General features: G+C 51.9%; 15 protein-coding genes. 14 read left to right on the forward strand and 1 reads right to left on the reverse strand.

What is annotated here, in order from left to right:
- Nucleotides 1-333: 333 nt before the first annotated feature.
- The 6 genes from aspS to CLFS41_RS16270 all read left to right on the forward strand — a co-directional run bounded on the left by aspS (nt 334) and on the right by CLFS41_RS16270 (nt 7,246).
- A complete protein-coding gene (aspS, locus tag CLFS41_RS16245; protein WP_045092842.1) occupies nt 334-1,665 on the forward strand; it encodes an aspartate--tRNA(Asn) ligase in 1,332 nt (443 codons plus the stop codon).
- Nucleotides 1,666-1,723: 58 nt separating this feature from the next.
- Nucleotides 1,724-2,017, forward strand: coding sequence for an Asp-tRNA(Asn)/Glu-tRNA(Gln) amidotransferase subunit GatC (gene gatC, locus CLFS41_RS16250; protein ID WP_007860832.1), 294 nt, complete (start codon nt 1,724-1,726; stop codon nt 2,015-2,017).
- Between the two features lie 13 nt (nt 2,018-2,030).
- Entirely contained in the window at nt 2,031-3,518 is a 1,488-nt protein-coding gene (gene gatA / locus CLFS41_RS16255; protein WP_045092843.1) for an Asp-tRNA(Asn)/Glu-tRNA(Gln) amidotransferase subunit GatA, read from the forward strand.
- The gene (gatB, locus tag CLFS41_RS16260; protein ID WP_045092844.1) at nt 3,515-4,957 is read left to right on the forward strand and encodes an Asp-tRNA(Asn)/Glu-tRNA(Gln) amidotransferase subunit GatB; all 1,443 of its coding nucleotides are present in this window, start codon (nt 3,515-3,517) and stop codon (nt 4,955-4,957) included. Before gatA ends, gatB begins: the two co-directional genes overlap by 4 nt.
- 233 nt (nt 4,958-5,190) lie before the next feature.
- Nucleotides 5,191-6,480 (forward strand): aminotransferase, encoded by a 1,290-nt coding sequence (locus CLFS41_RS16265; protein WP_045092845.1) that lies wholly within the window; start codon nt 5,191-5,193, stop codon nt 6,478-6,480.
- A gap of 169 nt (nt 6,481-6,649) precedes the next feature.
- Nucleotides 6,650-7,246 carry a hypothetical protein gene (locus CLFS41_RS16270; RefSeq protein ID WP_007860826.1) on the forward strand — a complete coding sequence of 199 codons (597 nt, stop codon included), beginning with the start codon at nt 6,650-6,652 and terminating at the stop codon, nt 7,244-7,246.
- Between the two features lie 122 nt (nt 7,247-7,368).
- Here the strand turns inward: CLFS41_RS16270 and CLFS41_RS16275 are convergent, their stop codons facing one another.
- Nucleotides 7,369-8,559 carry an iron-containing alcohol dehydrogenase gene (locus CLFS41_RS16275; RefSeq protein ID WP_195415888.1) on the reverse strand — a complete coding sequence of 397 codons (1,191 nt, stop codon included), beginning with the start codon at nt 8,557-8,559 and terminating at the stop codon, nt 7,369-7,371.
- Between the two features lie 294 nt (nt 8,560-8,853).
- On the opposite strand from CLFS41_RS16275, the gene hflK reads away from it, so the two are divergent.
- The 8 genes from hflK to CLFS41_RS16315 all read left to right on the forward strand — a co-directional run bounded on the left by hflK (nt 8,854) and on the right by CLFS41_RS16315 (nt 18,314).
- Nucleotides 8,854-9,924, forward strand: coding sequence for an FtsH protease activity modulator HflK (hflK, locus tag CLFS41_RS16280; RefSeq protein ID WP_007860824.1), 1,071 nt, complete (start codon nt 8,854-8,856; stop codon nt 9,922-9,924).
- A complete protein-coding gene (locus CLFS41_RS16285; RefSeq protein WP_007860823.1) occupies nt 9,924-10,802 on the forward strand; it encodes a protease modulator HflC in 879 nt (292 codons plus the stop codon). Before hflK ends, CLFS41_RS16285 begins: the two co-directional genes overlap by 1 nt.
- A 383-nt stretch (nt 10,803-11,185) precedes the next feature.
- Complete coding sequence (locus CLFS41_RS16290; RefSeq protein WP_007860822.1) at nt 11,186-12,445, forward strand: MFS transporter; 1,260 nt, start codon at nt 11,186-11,188, stop codon at nt 12,443-12,445.
- 22 nt (nt 12,446-12,467) lie between these two features.
- Nucleotides 12,468-13,652, forward strand: a complete 1,185-nt coding sequence (locus CLFS41_RS16295) for a CaiB/BaiF CoA-transferase family protein (protein ID WP_007860821.1) — start codon at nt 12,468-12,470, stop codon at nt 13,650-13,652.
- Nucleotides 13,653-13,657: 5 nt separating this feature from the next.
- A complete protein-coding gene (locus tag CLFS41_RS16300) occupies nt 13,658-14,443 on the forward strand; it encodes an SDR family oxidoreductase (protein WP_007860820.1) in 786 nt (261 codons plus the stop codon).
- Nucleotides 14,444-14,476: 33 nt separating this feature from the next.
- Nucleotides 14,477-15,529 (forward strand): alcohol dehydrogenase catalytic domain-containing protein, encoded by a 1,053-nt coding sequence (locus CLFS41_RS16305; RefSeq protein WP_007860819.1) that lies wholly within the window; start codon nt 14,477-14,479, stop codon nt 15,527-15,529.
- 110 nt (nt 15,530-15,639) lie between these two features.
- Nucleotides 15,640-17,028, forward strand: a complete 1,389-nt coding sequence (locus CLFS41_RS16310; protein ID WP_045092846.1) for a hypothetical protein — start codon at nt 15,640-15,642, stop codon at nt 17,026-17,028.
- Nucleotides 17,025-18,314, forward strand: coding sequence for a CoA transferase (locus CLFS41_RS16315; RefSeq protein ID WP_045092847.1), 1,290 nt, complete (start codon nt 17,025-17,027; stop codon nt 18,312-18,314). Before CLFS41_RS16310 ends, CLFS41_RS16315 begins: the two co-directional genes overlap by 4 nt.
- Nucleotides 18,315-18,387 lie beyond the last annotated feature (73 nt).

Consider the following 18,387-nt stretch of genomic DNA (forward strand, 5'->3'; position numbering starts at 1 on the left):
TGGGCAAAGGGAACACTCCGGAGCTGATATATTGAAGCGGTTAAGGCCGGCAGTAGGTATATCCGTTGTACACGTTACGTACAAAGAGAGGGGAACTGACACCGTATGATGTGCTCTGACTGTATTAGCGTACAGGAAGGCAGGCATACAGGCCCGGATCCCAATGCGGGTGGTACCGCGGGAATATCATATGAATGAAATCCCGTCCCGGAATGCAGTTACTGTGTTCCGGGGCGTTTTTGTTGTATTGGAAAAGCCGTTTGCATTTTCCTGGAAATGTTCCGGAACCGGATGTCAAAGTATACCAAACACGTTCCGAAAGGAGAAACAACCATGGATTTTGTAAGCGGAGTTAAGGAGAAGGCTGTCCTGGGTATCCGGGATATACGAAGCGGGGATTATGACGGGAAGACGGTTCATATGAATGGCGCTGTCCACACCATACGTCAGATGGGGGAGATTTCATTCATTGTTTTGAGAAAGGCGGAAGGGCTGGTACAGTGTGTATACGAGGGAAGGAAATCAGGGTTTGATATCAGGGAGCTGAAGGAGGAGAGCACGGTGGAGGTGACGGGAACGGTCCGTGGGGAGGAGAGAGCGCCCCAGGGCTTTGAGATCCGCCTGCAGGGCATCCGTGTCCTGTCCAAGCCTGCACAGCCCATGCCCATTGCCATCAGCAAATGGAAGCTGAACACTTCCCTGGAGACCAAACTGGCCCTGCGTCCCATTTCACTGAGAAATATCAGGGAGCGGGCAAAGTTTAAGATACAGGAAGGGATCGTAAGAGGATTCAGGGACTATCTGTTCAGCCAGGGCTTTACGGAGATCCATACGCCCAAAATCGTGGCCAGAGGCGCGGAGGGCGGTTCCAATGTGTTCCGTCTGGATTACTTCAATAAAAAAGCAGAGCTGGGCCAGAGTCCCCAGTTTTATAAACAGACCATGGTGGGAGTCTATGACAGGGTATTTGAGGCAGCCCCTGTGTTCCGGGCAGAAAAGCACAATACCACCCGCCATCTGAACGAATATACCAGCCTGGATTTTGAGATGGGGTATATCGATGGATTTGAGGATGTGATGGAGATGGAGACAGGTATGCTCCAGTACGTCATGGCTTTGCTGGAACAGGATTACAAAAAGGAGCTGGATCTGCTAAAGGTAACCCTGCCGGATGTGAGCCGCATCCCTGCTGTGCGCTTTGATGAGGCAAAACGGCTGGTATCTGAAGCATATAACAGGAAGATCCGCAACCCATATGACCTGGAGCCGGAGGAGGAACTGCTGATCGGCCGCTACTTTAAGGAAAAGTCAGGCAGTGATTTTGTGTTTGTGACCCACTACCCCTCCAAAAAGCGTCCCTTTTATGCCATGGATGACCCGCAGGATCCCAAGTTCACACTGAGCTTTGACCTGTTGCTGCGCGGGCTGGAGGTGACCACAGGAGGACAGAGGATCCACGACTATGACCGGATCATTGAGAAAATGACCAGGCGGGGCATGGATCCCCAGGATATCCAGTCCTATCTCATGATCTTCAAGTACGGAATGCCGCCCCACGGCGGCCTGGGAATCGGCCTGGAGCGCCTGACCATGCGGCTATTGGATGAACAGAATGTAAGGGAGACCTGCATGTTCCCAAGGGATGTGACAAGGCTGGAACCATAGGACGCGGGAGAGACATATCTGGAAAGAGACATGATCGGAATCAGAGAGGAGTATTACCATGGCAAACATTATAAGCGATGAAACCATCGAGTATGTGGGCATTCTGGCAAAGCTGGAGCTTTCCGATGAGGAAAAGGAAGCTGCCAAAAAGGATATGGGCCGCATGCTGGATTATATTGATAAACTGAATGAACTGGACACATCCGGCGTGGAACCCATGTCCCATGTGTTCCCGGTGACCAATGTGTTCCGGGAGGATGTGGTGACCAACAGGGATGAGCGTGACAGTATCCTTGCAAATGCGCCTGAGCAAAAGGACGGCGCGTTCAAGGTTCCGAAAACAGTGGAATAGGAGGGCGAAGACAATGGATATACTTGATTTAACTGCCCTGGAACTGGGGAAAAAGATACAGGCAGGGGAAGTCACTGCCATGGAGGCGGCCAGGGCTGCCTTAAAACAGATCCGCGCATGGGAGGCGTCCATCCACGCATACGTGACAGTGGATGAGGAAGGCGCACTAAAAAGGGCGGCCGCGGTACAGGCTAAGATCGAGGACGGAGCCCTTACAGGGCCGCTGGCAGGCGTGCCCATGGCCGTAAAGGATAATATGTGCACCAAAGGGCTGAGGACCACCTGCAGTTCCAATATCCTCAGAAACTTTATCCCCACCTATACGGCCCAGGCTGTCTCAAACCTGGAACAGGCGGGAGCCGTTATTCTGGGAAAGACAAATATGGATGAATTTGCCATGGGAAGCACCACGGAGACCTCTGCTTTTGGCGTTACCAGGAATCCGTGGAACACGGAACATGTGCCCGGGGGATCATCAGGCGGTTCCTGTGCGGCCGTGGCAGCAGGGGAGTGCTTCTATGCCTTAGGATCTGATACGGGCGGATCCATCCGCCAGCCCAGCTCCTTCTGCGGTGTTGCGGGGATCAAGCCCACCTACGGCACCGTGTCCCGGTACGGCCTGATCGCCTACGGTTCATCCCTGGACCAGATCGGCCCTGTTGCCAAGGATGTGGCGGACTGTGCAGCCATACTGGAGGTTCTGGCATCCCATGATACAAAAGACAGCACTTCCCTTGAACGGAAGGACTGTGATTTTACCGCCGCTCTTAAAGAGGACGTAAAGGGAATGAGAATCGGTATACCGGAACCCTATCTGGGGCAGGGCCTGGACCGTGAGGTGAAGGACGCAGTGCTCCGGGCAGCGGATGTGCTAAAGGAAAAAGGCGCTGTGGTGGAAACCTTTGACCTGCAGTTGGTGGATTACGCGATCCCGGCCTATTATGTCATCGCTTCCGCGGAGGCCAGCTCCAACCTGTCCCGTTTTGACGGGGTGAAATACGGATACCGGACCCCTGAGTATGAGGGGCTTCACAGCATGTATAAGAAGAGCCGCTCCGAAGGGTTTGGCCCGGAGGTAAAACGCCGCATCATGCTGGGGTCCTTTGTTCTCAGCTCCGGCTACTATGACGCCTACTATCTGAAGGCGCTGCGCACCAAGGCTCTGATCAAAAAGGAATTTGACCAGGCGTTTTCAAACTATGATGTGATCCTGGCCCCCGCGTCCCCGGGCACGGCGCCTCGGCTGGGTGAATCCCTTAAGGACCCGTTAAAAATGTACCTGGGGGACATCTATACCATATCCGTAAACCTGGCGGGACTCCCGGGCATCACCGTACCCTGCGGGATGGATTCAAAAGGGCTTCCCATCGGCCTTCAGCTGATCGGAGACTGCTTTAAGGAGAAGAATATCATCCGCGCAGCCTATGCCTATGAGAGCGCACACGACTTTACGGCTCCGTCCCTGGCAGCGGGAGGAGCAAGGGAGGAGGGAACATTATGAGTAAACAGTATGAAACCGTCATTGGTTTGGAGGTCCATGTGGAGCTGGCCACCAAAACCAAGATCTTCTGCTCCTGTTCCACTGAATTCGGCGGCGCCCCCAACACCCACACCTGTCCGGTGTGCACCGGTATGCCGGGCTCCCTTCCCGTGCTGAACCGCCAGGTGGTGGAATATGCGCTGGCCGTGGGCCTTGCCACCAACTGTGAGATCAACCAGTACTGTAAATTTGACCGGAAGAACTACTTTTATCCGGATAATCCCCAAAACTATCAGATATCCCAGCTGTACCTGCCCATATGCCGCCACGGCTGGGTGGAGATAGAGACGCCCTCAGGGGTGGCAAAAAAGGTGGGGATCCATGAGATCCATATGGAGGAGGACGCGGGAAAGCTGATCCATGATGAGTGGGAGGACTGCTCTCTGGTGGACTACAACCGAAGCGGCGTGCCCCTGATCGAGATCGTATCAGAGCCGGATATGAGAAATGCACAGGAGGTCATTGCCTACCTTGAAAAGCTGCGCCTGATCATCCAGTACCTGGGCGCCTCCGACTGCAAATTGCAGGAGGGGTCCATGCGCGCGGATGTGAACCTGTCTGTCCGCGAAGCGGGAAGCCGTGAACTGGGGACCAGGACGGAAATGAAGAACCTTAACTCCTTTAAAGCCATTGCAAGGGCCATTGAGGGGGAGAGAAAGCGTCAGATCGAGCGTTTGGAGGAGGGGAAAAGGGTCATCCAGGAGACACGCCGCTGGGATGACAACAAAGAGAGCTCCAGGGCCATGCGCTCCAAGGAGGATGCCCAGGATTACCGGTATTTTCCGGACCCGGACCTGGCGCCTGTTGTCATTAGCGATGAGTGGATCGCCCGCGTCAGGGCACAGCAGCCGGAGCTGCGCACTGAAAAGATCAGCCGTTACATGGCGGAGTACGGTCTGCCCGCATATGACGCGGATCTGATCACCAGTTCCAAGCATATGGCTGACCTGTTTGAGGAGACCGTGGCGCTGTGTAACAGGCCCAAGGAGGTGTCCAACTGGCTGATGGTGGAGGCCATGAGGCTGTTAAAGGAGCAGGGGATGGATGTAGATGACATCCGGTTCTCACCTTCCAATCTGGCAGCCCTGATCGCCATGGTGGAAGGATCAGAGATCAACAGGACCGTGGCCAAATCCGTGTTTGAGGAAATATTCATGAATGACGTGGATCCCCGGGCTTACGTGACGGAGCACGGGCTTAAGGTGGTCAATGATGAGGGCGCCTTAAAACGCGCAGTGGAGGATGTGATCGCAGCCAACCCCCAGTCCGTGGAGGACTATAAGAACGGAAAGGAAAGGGCCATGGGCTTTTTGGTGGGCCAGACCATGCGGGCCATGAAAGGCAAGGCGGACCCGGCCATGGTCAACCGGATCGTAAAAGAATTTCTTTCAGTACAATAGCTTTATAAGCGTAACTTTTATTAGTAATAAGAAAATTTTGTATTGACGGAACGCTCCAGTTGGTGTATGCTTGTGTACAATGCACGAATGTGTAAACCACTGGCTGACAGATGTGTGCCTAGTAACTACAAAACCATATGGCAAACCACCGGCAGCCGGACGAATTTTGAGGCACGGTTCAGATACGGGCCGATTAATGAAAAAAGAATATGATGGGTATCAAGGAGGATATTATGAAGCCATATGCAGAGATGACCAAAGAAGAACTTCTGGTACTGCGCAAGGAACTGAAAGCACAGTACCGCGAACTGCAGGGAAAGGACCTGAAGCTGGATATGTCCAGAGGCAAGCCCTGCGTGGAGCAGCTGGACCTTTCCATGGGTCTGATGGATGTTTTAAGCAGCAATGATGACCTGACCTGCGAAGACGGAACAGACTGCCGCAACTATGGTGTGCTCACCGGTATTGATGAGGCCAAAGAACTGATCGCGGACATGATGGAGGTGAATCCTTCCACTGTTATCCTGTATGGCAACTCCAGCCTGAACGTTATGTATGATACGGTATCACGGGCCATGACCCACGGTATCATGGGGAATACCCCCTGGTGCAAACTGGATAAGGTGAAATTCCTCTGCCCCGTTCCCGGATATGACCGGCATTTTGCTATTACAGAATATTTTGGCATTGAGATGATCAATGTGCCCATGACTCCCCAGGGCCCTGATATGGATATGGTGGAGGAGCTGGTGTCTTCCGATGACACTATTAAGGGAATCTGGTGTGTGCCCAAGTACTCCAATCCTCAGGGCTATTCCTATTCAGACGAGACTGTGCGCCGCTTTGCAAGGCTGGAGCCGGCTGCGCCTGATTTCAGGATCTTCTGGGATAATGCCTACGGCGTACACCATCTGTACGACCATGACCAGGACCATCTGATTGAAATCCTGGCAGAGTGCAAGCGGTCAGGCAACCCTGATATGGTTTATAAATTTGCTTCCACCTCCAAGATCAGCTTCCCCGGCTCGGGCATCGCGGCCCTTGCCACCTCCCACAACAACCTGGAGGATATCAAGGCACAGTTAAAGAACCAGACCATTGGCCATGACAAGGTAAACCAGCTGCGCCATGTACGCTTTTTCGGAGATATCCACGGCATGGTGGAGCACATGAGAAAGCATGCCGACATTGTGCGCCCTAAGTTCGAGGCTGTTGAGGAGATCCTGGAAAGAGAGCTGGGAGGACTGGGAATCGGACAGTGGTCACAGCCCAAGGGCGGTTACTTTATCTCCTTTGATTCCATGGACGGATGTGCCAAGGAGATTGTTGCCAGGTGTAAGAAGGCAGGCGTTGTGATGACCCCTGCAGGGGCAACCTATCCATATGGAAAGGATCCCCATGACAGCAATATCCGTATTGCTCCCACCTATCCTCCTTTAGGCGACCTGATTACCGCATCTGAGCTGTTTGCCCTGTGCGTAAAGCTGACCAGCGTGGAGAGACTTCTGAAGGGTATGGATTAAGGCATCCTTTTCAGGAAAATGATTCAAGTGTAAAATGAAAGGCTTTATCAGATAATGATAGGGAGCGGATCATTCGTGAGAACGAGTCCGCTCCCTATTGCCGTTTTGGAAGACTGTGCACCGCAGCTCCCCTATAGGCAAGGGAAAATCCTATAAGGAGGCAAAGGCCATGAGAGGCGCTGCAGGGCGGTTTAAAGGAAAATACGATCTCTTTACCATCTATTTAGTACCGGGCGCCACGGTACTGCTGGCATCCCTTGACAGCTGGACCGCCACGAACCTGTCCGTGCTGGGCAACACCTCAGGCAACAAGCTGCTCTTTGCCCTTTGGGGCTTTATCACCGGCATTTATTACTGTATCTATATCCTGTACCTGTTTCATATAGGAAGATACAGGAATATGGCAGGAAAATGCTTTGTGTACACAGCTGCGGCATTTCTGCTCACTGCTGTTATGATTCCCTATACTCCGCAGCAGTATCCAATAAAAGCCCATCTTCATGTGCTGCTGGCATTTTTATCCCCCATACTTCTGACATTGGGTATTGTTTGCTTTCTCCGTTTTTTAAGCAGCAGGGACAGACCGCGCTACCGCAGGGCCTGGAATATCATGTGGATCCTGGCGGCATGTTCCCTGGTGCTGATCCTGATGGCGGGTTTTATTACCAGCTTCCTGGAGGTGTTTTTAGTGGTGGGGCTGTGCGGATATCTGCGCTATATGGAACGTCTGCTGGTGAGCCGGGACCATGGCCGGGCCGGTTGGTAACAATGTAAAAAACAACGTGAAAAGAGGCGGAAAGGTCGAATCCCTTCCGCCTCTTTTCGGGCAGTAAAAACAAACCGTTTATATGGAGTGTATTAGAGATATCTCTAACACGTTGGGGGGCATTAGAATGTAACTTCCTCATCATAGAAGCAGCATGTAAGCAACTTCTCCATCTGGGCCGGGGTAATGGACCTTGGGTTGGAACCTGTACATGCATCTCCCACAGCCAACTCGGCAACGGCGGGAAGCTTTTCCATAAATTCCTTCTCATCAATGATGCCGCCTTCGTAATCCCTGATACAGGTGGGGATATCCAGCTCCTTGTTCATTTCACGGATACGTGCAATGAGGGCATCGGTCAGCTCCTGGTCAGTTGTACCAGGAAGGTTGATAAATTTGGCGATCTTTGCATATCTTGCAGCGGCCTCAGGTTCTTTGGAGTTATATTTAATAACCTTTGGCAGGTACATTGCATTTGCACAACCGTGAACAATGTGGCCGCCTGAATATGCTGCACCTGTCTTGTGAGCCATGGAGTGGACGATTCCAAGCAAAGCATTGGAAAATGCCATTCCGGCAAGACACTGTGCATTGTGCATCTTATCACGGGCTTCCATATCTCCGTTATAAGAAGGTATCAGATACTCGTTAATCATCTCGATGGCATGGAGAGCTAACGGGTCCGTATACTCGCAGTTAAGGGTTGACACATATGCCTCAATGGCATGTGTCATGGCATCCATGCCTGTGTGGGCTGTCAGTTTCTTTGGCATGGTCTCAGCCAGTGCCGGGTCAACGATGGCCACATCAGGGGTGATGTTAAAGTCTGCAAGAGGATATTTGATTCCCTTGCTGTAATCAGTGATAACGGAAAATGCGGTTACTTCCGTGGCAGTACCGGATGTGGAAGGAATCGCACAGAATTTAGCCTTGGTGCGCAGGGTGGGGAAGTTAAACGGTATGATCAGATCCTCAAAGGATGTATCCGGGTACTCATAGAATGCCCACATAGCCTTGGCCGCATCAATTGGGGAACCGCCGCCCATGGCCACGATCCAGTCAGGATTAAATTCCTCCATGGCCTTTGCGCCCTTCATTACGGTTTCAACAGAAGGATCCGGTTCAACGCCTTCAAAAAGCTGAACCTCCATGCCTGCTTCCTTCAGGTAGTCCACAACCTTATCCAGAAAGCCGAAGCGTTTCATGGAACCGCCGCCAACTACTACAAATGCTTTCTTTCCGGTTAAAGTCTTTAATGCATCCAATGCATGTTCGCCGTGATATAAATCTCTGGGTAATGTAAATCTCATGATAAAACCTCCCTTTTACGAGAAATAGTGTTGTTAATTAATGTTATTTATTTAACAACTATATGATAGCATGGCGTGGCATAAATGAGTAGGTATGAAAAAGGAATACCGGTATTCCTAAAGGGACATTCCAGGTATTATCCCATGAGTAAATTGGATATTCCGTAATTTGTAATATTTGTAAAGACAAAATATCTATTCCATGGGGGAAACCTATGATATACTGAAACTACTTTGTTGCAATTAATGGAGTAGAGCAATGTTCCAACACGCTCTGGTAAAAGAGAGGAGATACATATGAGTTTTTTCATGGGAAAAAAGTTTGTGGGCTTTGGAGGAAAAGGCTCACAGAAAGGACCGCAGAAAGGACCGGAGGTGGTCTTTGACAGCGGGGAGGACGGCAACCGGAAGATGAAGCGTATGCTGCGTCCCATTAAGTTTGGTATTTTAGTGGTATTTGTGGCAATTGCGGCCCTGGATTCCTTCTATACCCTGTCTGAGAACGAGATGGCGGTGCTCACCACCTTTGGCAGGCCCTCCAGCGTTATGACCTCGGGACCTAAGTTTAAGTACCCATTTATCCAAAAGGTTTATAAGATGTCCAAGGAGATCAAAGGGATGCCCATTGGATATGACCCTGATTATAATACGGAGTATCCGGCTGACAGCGAGAACAATCCTGTCTCCCTGCCCTCTGAGTCCGAGATGATCACAAAGGATTTCAACTTTGTAAATGTGGATTTTTACATTGAGTACCAGATCGTGGATCCCATCAAGGCATATATCAACAGCGATACGGCCATTTCCATTCTAAAGAACCTGGCCCAGTCCTATATAAGGGATACGGTGGGATCCTACAGCGTGGATGAGGTGATCACCACGGGCAAGTCCGAGATACAAGCCAAGGTAAAGTCCCTCTTATCAGAACGCCTGGAGCAGGAGGACATAGGGATCGGCATTGTCAATGTGACCATACAGGATGCGGAACCGCCCACCGAGGCGGTGAACAATGCCTTTAAGGCAGTGGAGGACGCAAAGCAGGGCATGGACACCAAGATCAATGAGGCCAAGAAGTACCAGTCAGAGCAGCTTCCGGCCGCTAATGCAAAGGCGGATAAGGCTGCCAGGGACGCGGAAGCCTACAGGCAGCAGCGTATCAGTGAAGCCGAAGGCCAGGTGTCCCGCTTTAACGATATGTACGAGGAGTACGCAAAGTATCCCCTGATCACCAAGAAGAGGATGTTCTATGAGACCATGGAGGAGCTTCTGCCAACCCTGAAGGTGATCATCAATGGCTCTGACGGAACCCAGACCATGCTGCCCCTGGATTCATTTGTCAGTGAAAATCAGAACGGAGGTGCCCGGTAATGAAAACCCTAGGAAAATTTATGAGAAATATTGGGATCGTGGTGGTGATCCTGCTTGTGGCCACCATATTTAATCCGATCGTTGTGACCAGGGCCAATGAATACAGCCTGATCATCCAGTTTGGAAAGGTGGTCCGGGTGGAGGAGGCCGCGGGGCCATCCCTGAAAGTGCCTTTCCTGCAGTCTGTGCAGAAGATACCCAGGTACAAGATGATCTCCGACCTGTACCCCAGCGATGTCACCACCAAGGATAAAAAGGTGATGACCGTGGATTCCTTTGTGATCTGGGATATCAACGATCCGGTGAAATACCTCTCCTCCCTAAATGCCAGCAAGGAAAAGGCAGAGGTCAGGCTGGGGAATGTGGTCTACAACTCCATCAAGAACGTGCTGAGTTCCACCAACCAGGCGGATATCATATCAGGCAGGGACGGCGACCTGGCTAAGACCATAACTGATAATATAGGAAGCGCCATGGATTCCTACGGCATCCATATCTATGCCGTGGAGACCAAGAAGCTGGACCTGCCTGATTCCAACAAGGAATCGGTTTACCAGAGGATGATCTCTGAGCGAAACAACATTGCGGCCCAGTACACGGCGGACGGAGACTACCAGTCTTCACTGATTAAGAATGAGACGGATAAGACTGTGAAGGAAACCATAGCAAAGGCCGATGCGGAGGCTGAGAAGATCAAGGCCGAGGGCGAGGCAAAGTATATGCAGATCCTCAGCGAGGCCTACAATGATGAGTCCAAGGCGGATTTTTACAATTATGTCCGCTCCCTGGACGCCCTGAAGGCTTCCCTGAAGGGGGATAACAAGACCGTTATCCTGAATCAGGACAGTGAACTGGCAAGGATATTATCCGGGAACTGATTCAAAATATTTATATGAAGAAACAGAGCGCATTGGCGAGGGATTGCCAATGCGCTTTTTGTTGCTTTAAATGACAGCATAAAATAAACCTGATAAGCCGGCTGAAATTATGTGCAAATAATATAAAAATGGACAAAAATATGGAACAAAATAATGCATAACTTATATACGAAAAGGTCCACATATAGAAAATACCTATTAAACATGCACGAAACCACCATTGCAATCAATTGGATATGTATAACAATCGGCTATATAATAAAGACAACCTAAGATTGCAGTTCATCAAATATACCACCCCCTGGCATATAATGCAATCCCCGGGAGATATCTGAGCAGTGATTGTTAAAAAAATAACAAAACGTATTAAAGGAGGGTGTTATATGGCAACAGCACAAGATTACAGCTTAAGAAAGAAGGTATTTGCAGCAGCCTGGGTGGTCATTTTTGTGGCGGCAGGGATTTCGGCCTATTCCGTGTTTAAGGCATCCATCATGGAAGCCACAGGTGGGACGGACAGCCAGATATCCATTGCATATACCATACAGCAGCTGTTTGCGGCCACGCTTGGGATTTTTTCCGGCAGGGCGGTTGACAAGATCGGGCCAAGGATCGTGATATACCTGGGCGGCTTTCTTTATGGGTTTGGATGGCTTGTGGGAGGACTCACCACCTCAGTGCCCATGTTTTATCTGTTTTTCGGCGTGGTCAATGGAATTGGTTCAGGACTTATCTACAACTCCTCGGTTGCCACGGGCCTTAAGTGGTATCCGGAAAAGAAGGGGACCATGTCGGGACTGCTGCTTATGTCCGCATCCATAGGGCCTTTCCTGACTTCCAGGTTCGGGGAGATTTTGTGCAACGGATTGGGGCTTGGAGCCAAGGGCTTGTCGGTGATCGGGGCAGCCTACATTGTTCTTGTGTGGGCAGTGGGCTGGATCATGACTGTTCCGGGCAAGGACTGGGTGGCGCCTCCCATACCTGCTTCTGTCACAAACACGGAAAAGGCGGACCGGGAGTACGGACCGTTTGATATGTTAAAAACACTGCGGTTCTGGCTGATGATTGTGCTCATGTGTCTGGCCAGCATGACGGGGATCATGTTCGTGGGCGCGCTTTCAGGGATTGCCCAGGCCCAGCTGGGGGTGGGGACCGCGGCTGCCTCATGGATCGTTGGTATCAGCGCATTGGCAAACTTTGTGGGAAGAATGGGCTTTGGCCGTGTCTGCGACAGGCTGGGTGAGGCCAAGACGGTTTTGATCATCCTTGTGGTCACTATTTTGTCCCTGTTTGTTATGAGAAATGCGTTTACAATCCCTATGTTTATTGTCTGTCTTATATTTATCGGCGCTGCCTTTGGCGGAGTCCTTGTCTGTTTCCCGCCTTTTACACAAAAGGTATTTGGAATGGAAAACAGCGGGGTCAATTACGGGATCATGTTTTTGGGTTATGCGTCCGGTTCTTACTTCGGCCCCCAGATCGCGGCCAAGACAAAGATGCTGGGACCGGATGGGGCGGTGATGGCCACCTCCTATGCCAATGCCTACAGCATTGCCATTGCAGTGGGGGTTGCGGGAATTGTGGTATGCTTCCTTCTTATGTATGTAAAAGACCGGTATGCAAAGCAGGCAAAAGCCGCATAGGGAAGAACAGGAGATGGAAACAATGAAAAAAAACGAATTTTCAGGACTGACAGTGCTGGATCTGTCCCGGTACCTTCCCGGGGGATACGCCACCCAGGTCCTGGCCGACATGGGAGCGGAGGTCATCAAGGTGGAGGATACGGCGAGGGGGGATTTCTGCCGCTATGATGAGCCCGGGATCAATGGGGTGAGCTATTATTTTACAGCACTGGGCAGGAATAAGAAAAGCCTGTCCGTCAATTTGAAATCAGACGAAGGAAAGGAAATTTTTTACAGGCTGGCAAGAAAGGCTGACGTGATCCTGGAGAGCTTTAGGCCGGGGGTCACCAACCGTCTGGGGATCGGATACCAGCAGATCAGGGAGATAAAGCCGGATATCATATACTGTTCCCTGTCCGGATACGGGCAGTTTCATCCCAGCAGCCTGAAGGCCCTTCATGATATCAACATGCAGGCCCAGTCCGGATACCTGTCCCTGAACGGGGGAAAGACCAGCCCGCTGCATTTGTGCGACCTGGCCAGCGGAATGGTGGCGGCCCAGGCCATACTGGCGGCCCTTTACCAGCGCAGTGTGAGCGGCAAGGGGAATTATATCGACATTTCCATGTTTGATTCCTTTGTGTGGTGGAACAGTATGCTGGACAGCCGCTATTACTTTTACGGGCGTCAGCTGGAGGCCAAGGACCTGGAGTATCCGGCCGTGTGCTACAACATCTACGACACATCCGATGGCGGGAAGATAGCGGTCGGAATGGTGGAGGAGAAATTCTGGAAGGAATTCTGCCGCCTTACGGACGCGCCGGAGCTGGTGCCTGTCCAGATGTGCCGCAGGCATGAGGCGCCGGAAGCATTTGCCAGAATGGAAGGGATCATGGCTTCCAAAACACTGAAAGAGTGGGAGGAATGGCTGGGTGACAAGGACCTGTGCATGGCTCCGGTCCTGAACAAGGACCAGGCTGTCTCCAATATATTAAAGCAGGAAAATGGGCTTATTGAGTATCACACCTTCCCTGGTACAGGCAAGGTACTGCAGACAAATATCCCCCACAAAATGTCAAACCTTCCCCTGTCCCTGGATGAGGCGCTGCCTCCGCCGGTACTGGGAGAGCATACCCTGGACCAGCTGACAGAACTGGGATATACCGGGGAACAGGCTAAGGAACTGGCAGAAAAAGGGGTTATTAGATTATCAATAAAGGAGGAATAGATGATATGGGTAAGAATTGGTTCAGCGTTGACCCAAGGGAGCACCTTGGGGGGAAAGTAGCAATCGTAACAGGCGGAGGAACCGGAATCGGGGCAGCCTGCGCCGAGACCCTGGCGGCAGCCGGAGCAAAGATCGTTGTGGCGGCCAGGAGAAAGGAGAAGCTGGAGGGTACTGTTGCAGCCATCAGGGAGGCAGGAGGAGAGGCGGTCGCGGTGTCCGCGGATGTTACCAAGCAGGAGGATATTGACCGGATCGTGGCTGAGACCCTGAAGGCATATGGGAGGATCGACATCCTTGTATCCAATGCAGGCATGGCTCTTCCCAGGTGCCATACCTTTGATTTTACCAGGGAAGACTGGCGCAGGATCTTTGATCTTAACCTGGATGCGGGGTATTTCCTGGCACAGGCGTGCGGCAGGGAGATGGCTAAGACAGGAGGAGGACGGATCGTGTTCATGACCTCCCAGAGAGGCATTTCCGCCATGCAGAACATTGCCCCATACTGTATTACCAAGGGCGCTGTGATGGCCATGATCAAGGCGCTGGCCATTGACCTGGCTCCTTATCAGATCAATGTAAACGGCGTAGCGCCCGGCTATGTTATGACGGACATGGTATCCGGCCTGCTGGCCGATGAGGCGCGCCTTAAGAACGTGCTGGATAAGACCCCCCTGGGGAAAATGGGAACCACGGATGAGATGGCTGCTGCAGTGCTGTACTTCTGTCTGCCACAGTCATCCTACACAACAGGACAGACCGCTATTTTGGACGGAGGATGGTCCTGCCAGTAAACCGATGTTTAAAAATTGAGAGGAGATAATAATATGAGCGAAACAATGGCAGCAATTATCAAAACAGCCCCAAAACCAGGATGTATGGAGTATGTAACGGATTTTCCAAAGCCGGAGATCAAGGAAGACGAGATCCTGGTGCAGGTAAAAGCCTGCGGTATCTGCGGCACGGACCACTCCCTTTACGGATGGAACGAAGCCATTGCCAAGAACTATAACATTCAGTTCCCAGGCATATTCGGACATGAGTTTTCAGGCGTTGTGGCTGAGATCGGGCCTGCAGCCCCAAAGAACTTTAAGATCGGCGACAGGGTGGTGGTGAATCCGGTCCTGTTCTGTAACGTGTGCTCTTACTGCGCAAAGGGACAGATCAATATCTGTGATAACCGTCCGTTCTATGGAACAGACCTTCCGGGGGCGTTTGCAGAGTATGTGGCGATCCGCGGCACCAACCTGATCCCCCTTCCCGACAATGTATCCTTTGAGGAGGGCGCTCTTTTGGAAGCATTGGGCGTGGCTATCAATGCAGTGGACCGCGTCAATCCCCAGATGGGCGACTGCGCAGTTGTGCTGGGATGCGGGGCCATCGGCCTTCTGATGCTCAAAGTGCTTAAATACATAGGGGTCGAAAAGGTGATGATCACCGGACTCGGCATTGATAAAAAGCGCCTGGCCCTTGCAGAGAAAATGGGCGGGATTCCCATTAACTGTGATGAGTGCGATCCGGTGGAACGTGTAAAGGAACTGACCGGCGGACGGGGCGTACAGGTGGCTTTTGATGCGGCAGGTAACGCCCGTGCCGTGGAGCAGGGCGTACAGATGCTGGCTAAGAACGGAAAGATCGGCATTTCCGGCCTTCCAAAGGAAAAATCCACACTGGATATGACCACCATCTCCATGCGCCAGTTAAGTATCATCGGCAACAGGGCATATGAGAGAAAGACATGGTTCCAGGGACTGGATATGATGGCCAACGGACTGGATATCAAGGAGATCGGAAGCCATACCCTCCCATTCTCGGAATTTGAGAAAGCAATGAAGATGCTGGACAACAGGGAAGGCCTGAGGATCATTTTGGTTCCATAAGGATCAGGGGTATTGGGAAAGACTGCTTGTAAAAGGCCGGGAGGCACATTGCCTGTCCACGCCTCCCTGAGGGGGGCGTCCCGGCCAGATACCAGACTGGAGGGTTACATATGTCAGTGTTAAAAAGAGAATATGGAAAAGAGCAGCCTTACATAGGATGCGGCATGTTTAAGATCAGGCTGCCCTTGATCCATTTTCGTTTTACCGGGCCGGAGGCAATCACCGGCCTTTGCAACAGCGTCACCTCCCTGGCGGCCATTGCCACCCTGGTGGGGATACTGGGGATTGAAGACCGTCAGGCGTGGGCCGTGATCGTGTTCAGCTGCCTGGCTTACTGTCTTCACTGGCTGTTGGGGGACGCCACGGTGGGAGGCTGGATCACTCCGGCCCTGGCCCTGGTCATTGTATATCTCAACGGGTATGGGGAAGGGATCCCAAGGATGCAGGCCATGTGCGCCCTGCAGCTGGAATTGGCTGTTATCTTTATTGTGCTGGGTGTGACCGGAGGCGCCAGGAAGATCACCGGTATGGTGCCGCCCTCCATCAAATCAGGGATTGTCATGGGGACGGCTGTCACGGCGGCCTTTAGCCAGTTTAAGGCAGGGGCAGGGTTGTACACTTACCCTATTACCATTTTTGCCGGTTCCATGGTGGTGTTTTACTTCATGTTCAGTACCTATTTTAAAAAACATTCAAACCGGATCCATCTGTTTAAGATCATGGGCCGGTTTGCATTTGCCTGCGGAGTGTTTGTCTGTCTTCTGGTGGGAGCCGTCACCGGGGAGATCGATTATTCTTCCGTCAGTTTTTCCCAGGTCCTGGCAGTTCCTGATTTTGCAGGAGCAGTCAGATCCATGTCGCCCTTTTTTATCGGCTTTGCGCCCCTAAGGATCTGGCTTCAGGCGCTTCCCATTGCTTTTGTGGCCTATATTATTGCCTTTGGTGATTTTATTACGGTCAAGCAGCTGGGGATGGATGCCGCCCGCGAGGATGAGCTGGTGGATTACAACACAAACAGGACTAATGTGGTGTGCGGACTGAGAAACCTGTTTCTGGGGCTTCTTACCCCGTTCCCTCCTCTGGGCGGTCCCATGAGCGCCCCCTATGCGGTTTCCACCTTCCAGCGCTATAAGAATTCAGGGCGGGAGGGCATGGACAGCATCTGGGACGGATACGGAACCAATATGATCCTGGCAGTGCTGGGCCTGTTCTGTTATCCCCTTTACCTGGTGGCCCTGGCCGGGTCCGGTGCGGTTCTGGCAGTGCTGGTAATGATCCAGGGCTATGTGTGCACCCAGATCGCCGTATCCCTTTCAGGGGATAAGACAGACTTGGGAATTGCCGGTATGATGTCGGGCGTCATGGTGGCAAAAGGAGGCGCATGGGGAATCGGGATCGGGATCCTTTTGTATTTTCTCCTGTGCGGTCCGGAAAAGATCAGGAAGGATTACCAGTTTAACCTGCAGAAACAGAGAGAAGAGGATGAGGTGTTGCAATGAATGGATTAGAGGGAATCAAGGTAGTGGACCTGACCGCCTATGTGGCGGCGCCTGCCTGTCCGCGTATTTTGGGAGAGATGGGGGCCACGGTATATAAGATCGAGCCCTTTACAGGAGATGAGCAGCGCACCCAGGGAGCCAGCTGGGGGATGAAATCCAAAACGGAATTTGACGACCAGGCATATGACCTAAGCTCCATGAATAAACAATGGCTCAGCGTAAACTTAAAAACCGCCCAGGGGCTGGAGTTTGTGTACCGGCTGATCGGGGATTCAGATATTGTTGTCACCAGCTTCCGGGATAAGGCCCTTAAAAAGCTGGGGCTGGATTATGAGACACTGAGTGAAAAGTTCCCCCACATTGTCTTTGGACAGATGCGGGGATATGGGGAGAGAGGGCCTGAGAAGGATTCCAAGGGCTTTGATGCCACTTCCTATTCCTCCAGAGGCGGCCTGGTCATGGCCTTTCCGCAAAAGGGGGAACACTTTGAGCCTGCCAACGTACCTGTGGCCTTTGGGGACTGGAACGCATCCGTGGCCCTTACGGCCGGGATCTTGGCAGCCCTGGTGCGCAGGCTGAGAAGCGGTGTGGGAGATAAGGTGGTGGTAAATCTGTACCACTGCGCCGTATGGGGCATGTCCAGCGCCGTGGCGGTTTCGCAGCAGGGGGGAGAGTATCCGCGTTCAAGGAAAGAAGTGCCCTGTCCCACCAACAACTGTTACCGATCCAGGGACGGCATTTGGTTTTTAATGTGCTTTGGCCATTACAACAAATATTTTGAGCTGGTCATGAGGGTCATGGGGCTGGACCATCTTATTGGAAACAAGGAATACGATACCCTGGAGGTGCTCAACGAGACAGGGAACAATGTGCAGATGATCCGGTGGATGGAAGAGGCCTTTGAAAAACAGGATTTTGCCTATTGGGAAAAGGCGTTTAAGGAAAACGACATCCCATTCCAGAAATGTTTTACCATGGACGACATTTTAAATGACCAGGAGGCCTATGACAACGACATCCTGAGAAAGATCCCTTATGATTCCCTGGGGGAAGTCAGCGTGCCCACCAGCCCCATCCGCCTGAAAAGCGTGGGGGATCCTGTCCTTGTAAGATCCAGATCCATTGGGGCGGATACCAGGAGGGTGATGGAGGAATACGGTTACAGCCGGGAGGAGATCACATGCCTGGAGCAGGCCGGCGCTGTCAAATGCTATGACGGCCCGCCGCTGCCGGAAAGCGTCACAGCCCCCAGCTACGGACCGGGATTTTCTGAAGCAGGAAACTGAAAAAAGGGGTTTTTGCCCTGCCGGAACATGGGCAGGGCAAAAGCCCTCAAGGCGCTTTAAAAAGGAGGTATTT

The sequence above is a fragment of the Clostridium sp. FS41 genome, from assembly GCF_000954015.1.
In the GTDB taxonomy this organism is placed as follows: domain Bacteria; phylum Bacillota; class Clostridia; order Lachnospirales; family Lachnospiraceae; genus Enterocloster; species Enterocloster citroniae.

Coding starts and splice junctions, on each gene's coding strand:
- CLFS41_RS16305 (WP_007860819.1), top strand. CDS start 14,477: ATGAGCGAAACAATGGCAGCAATTATCAAAACAGCCCCAAAACCAGGA.
- aspS (WP_045092842.1), top strand. CDS start 334: ATGGATTTTGTAAGCGGAGTTAAGGAGAAGGCTGTCCTGGGTATCCGG.
- CLFS41_RS16310 (WP_045092846.1), top strand. CDS start 15,640: ATGTCAGTGTTAAAAAGAGAATATGGAAAAGAGCAGCCTTACATAGGA.
- gatA (WP_045092843.1), top strand. CDS start 2,031: ATGGATATACTTGATTTAACTGCCCTGGAACTGGGGAAAAAGATACAG.
- CLFS41_RS16290 (WP_007860822.1), top strand. CDS start 11,186: ATGGCAACAGCACAAGATTACAGCTTAAGAAAGAAGGTATTTGCAGCA.
- gatC (WP_007860832.1), top strand. CDS start 1,724: ATGGCAAACATTATAAGCGATGAAACCATCGAGTATGTGGGCATTCTG.
- CLFS41_RS16315 (WP_045092847.1), top strand. CDS start 17,025: ATGAATGGATTAGAGGGAATCAAGGTAGTGGACCTGACCGCCTATGTG.
- CLFS41_RS16270 (WP_007860826.1), top strand. CDS start 6,650: ATGAGAGGCGCTGCAGGGCGGTTTAAAGGAAAATACGATCTCTTTACC.
- CLFS41_RS16300 (WP_007860820.1), top strand. CDS start 13,658: ATGGGTAAGAATTGGTTCAGCGTTGACCCAAGGGAGCACCTTGGGGGG.
- hflK (WP_007860824.1), top strand. CDS start 8,854: ATGAGTTTTTTCATGGGAAAAAAGTTTGTGGGCTTTGGAGGAAAAGGC.
- gatB (WP_045092844.1), top strand. CDS start 3,515: ATGAGTAAACAGTATGAAACCGTCATTGGTTTGGAGGTCCATGTGGAG.
- CLFS41_RS16285 (WP_007860823.1), top strand. CDS start 9,924: ATGAAAACCCTAGGAAAATTTATGAGAAATATTGGGATCGTGGTGGTG.
- CLFS41_RS16295 (WP_007860821.1), top strand. CDS start 12,468: ATGAAAAAAAACGAATTTTCAGGACTGACAGTGCTGGATCTGTCCCGG.
- CLFS41_RS16265 (WP_045092845.1), top strand. CDS start 5,191: ATGAAGCCATATGCAGAGATGACCAAAGAAGAACTTCTGGTACTGCGC.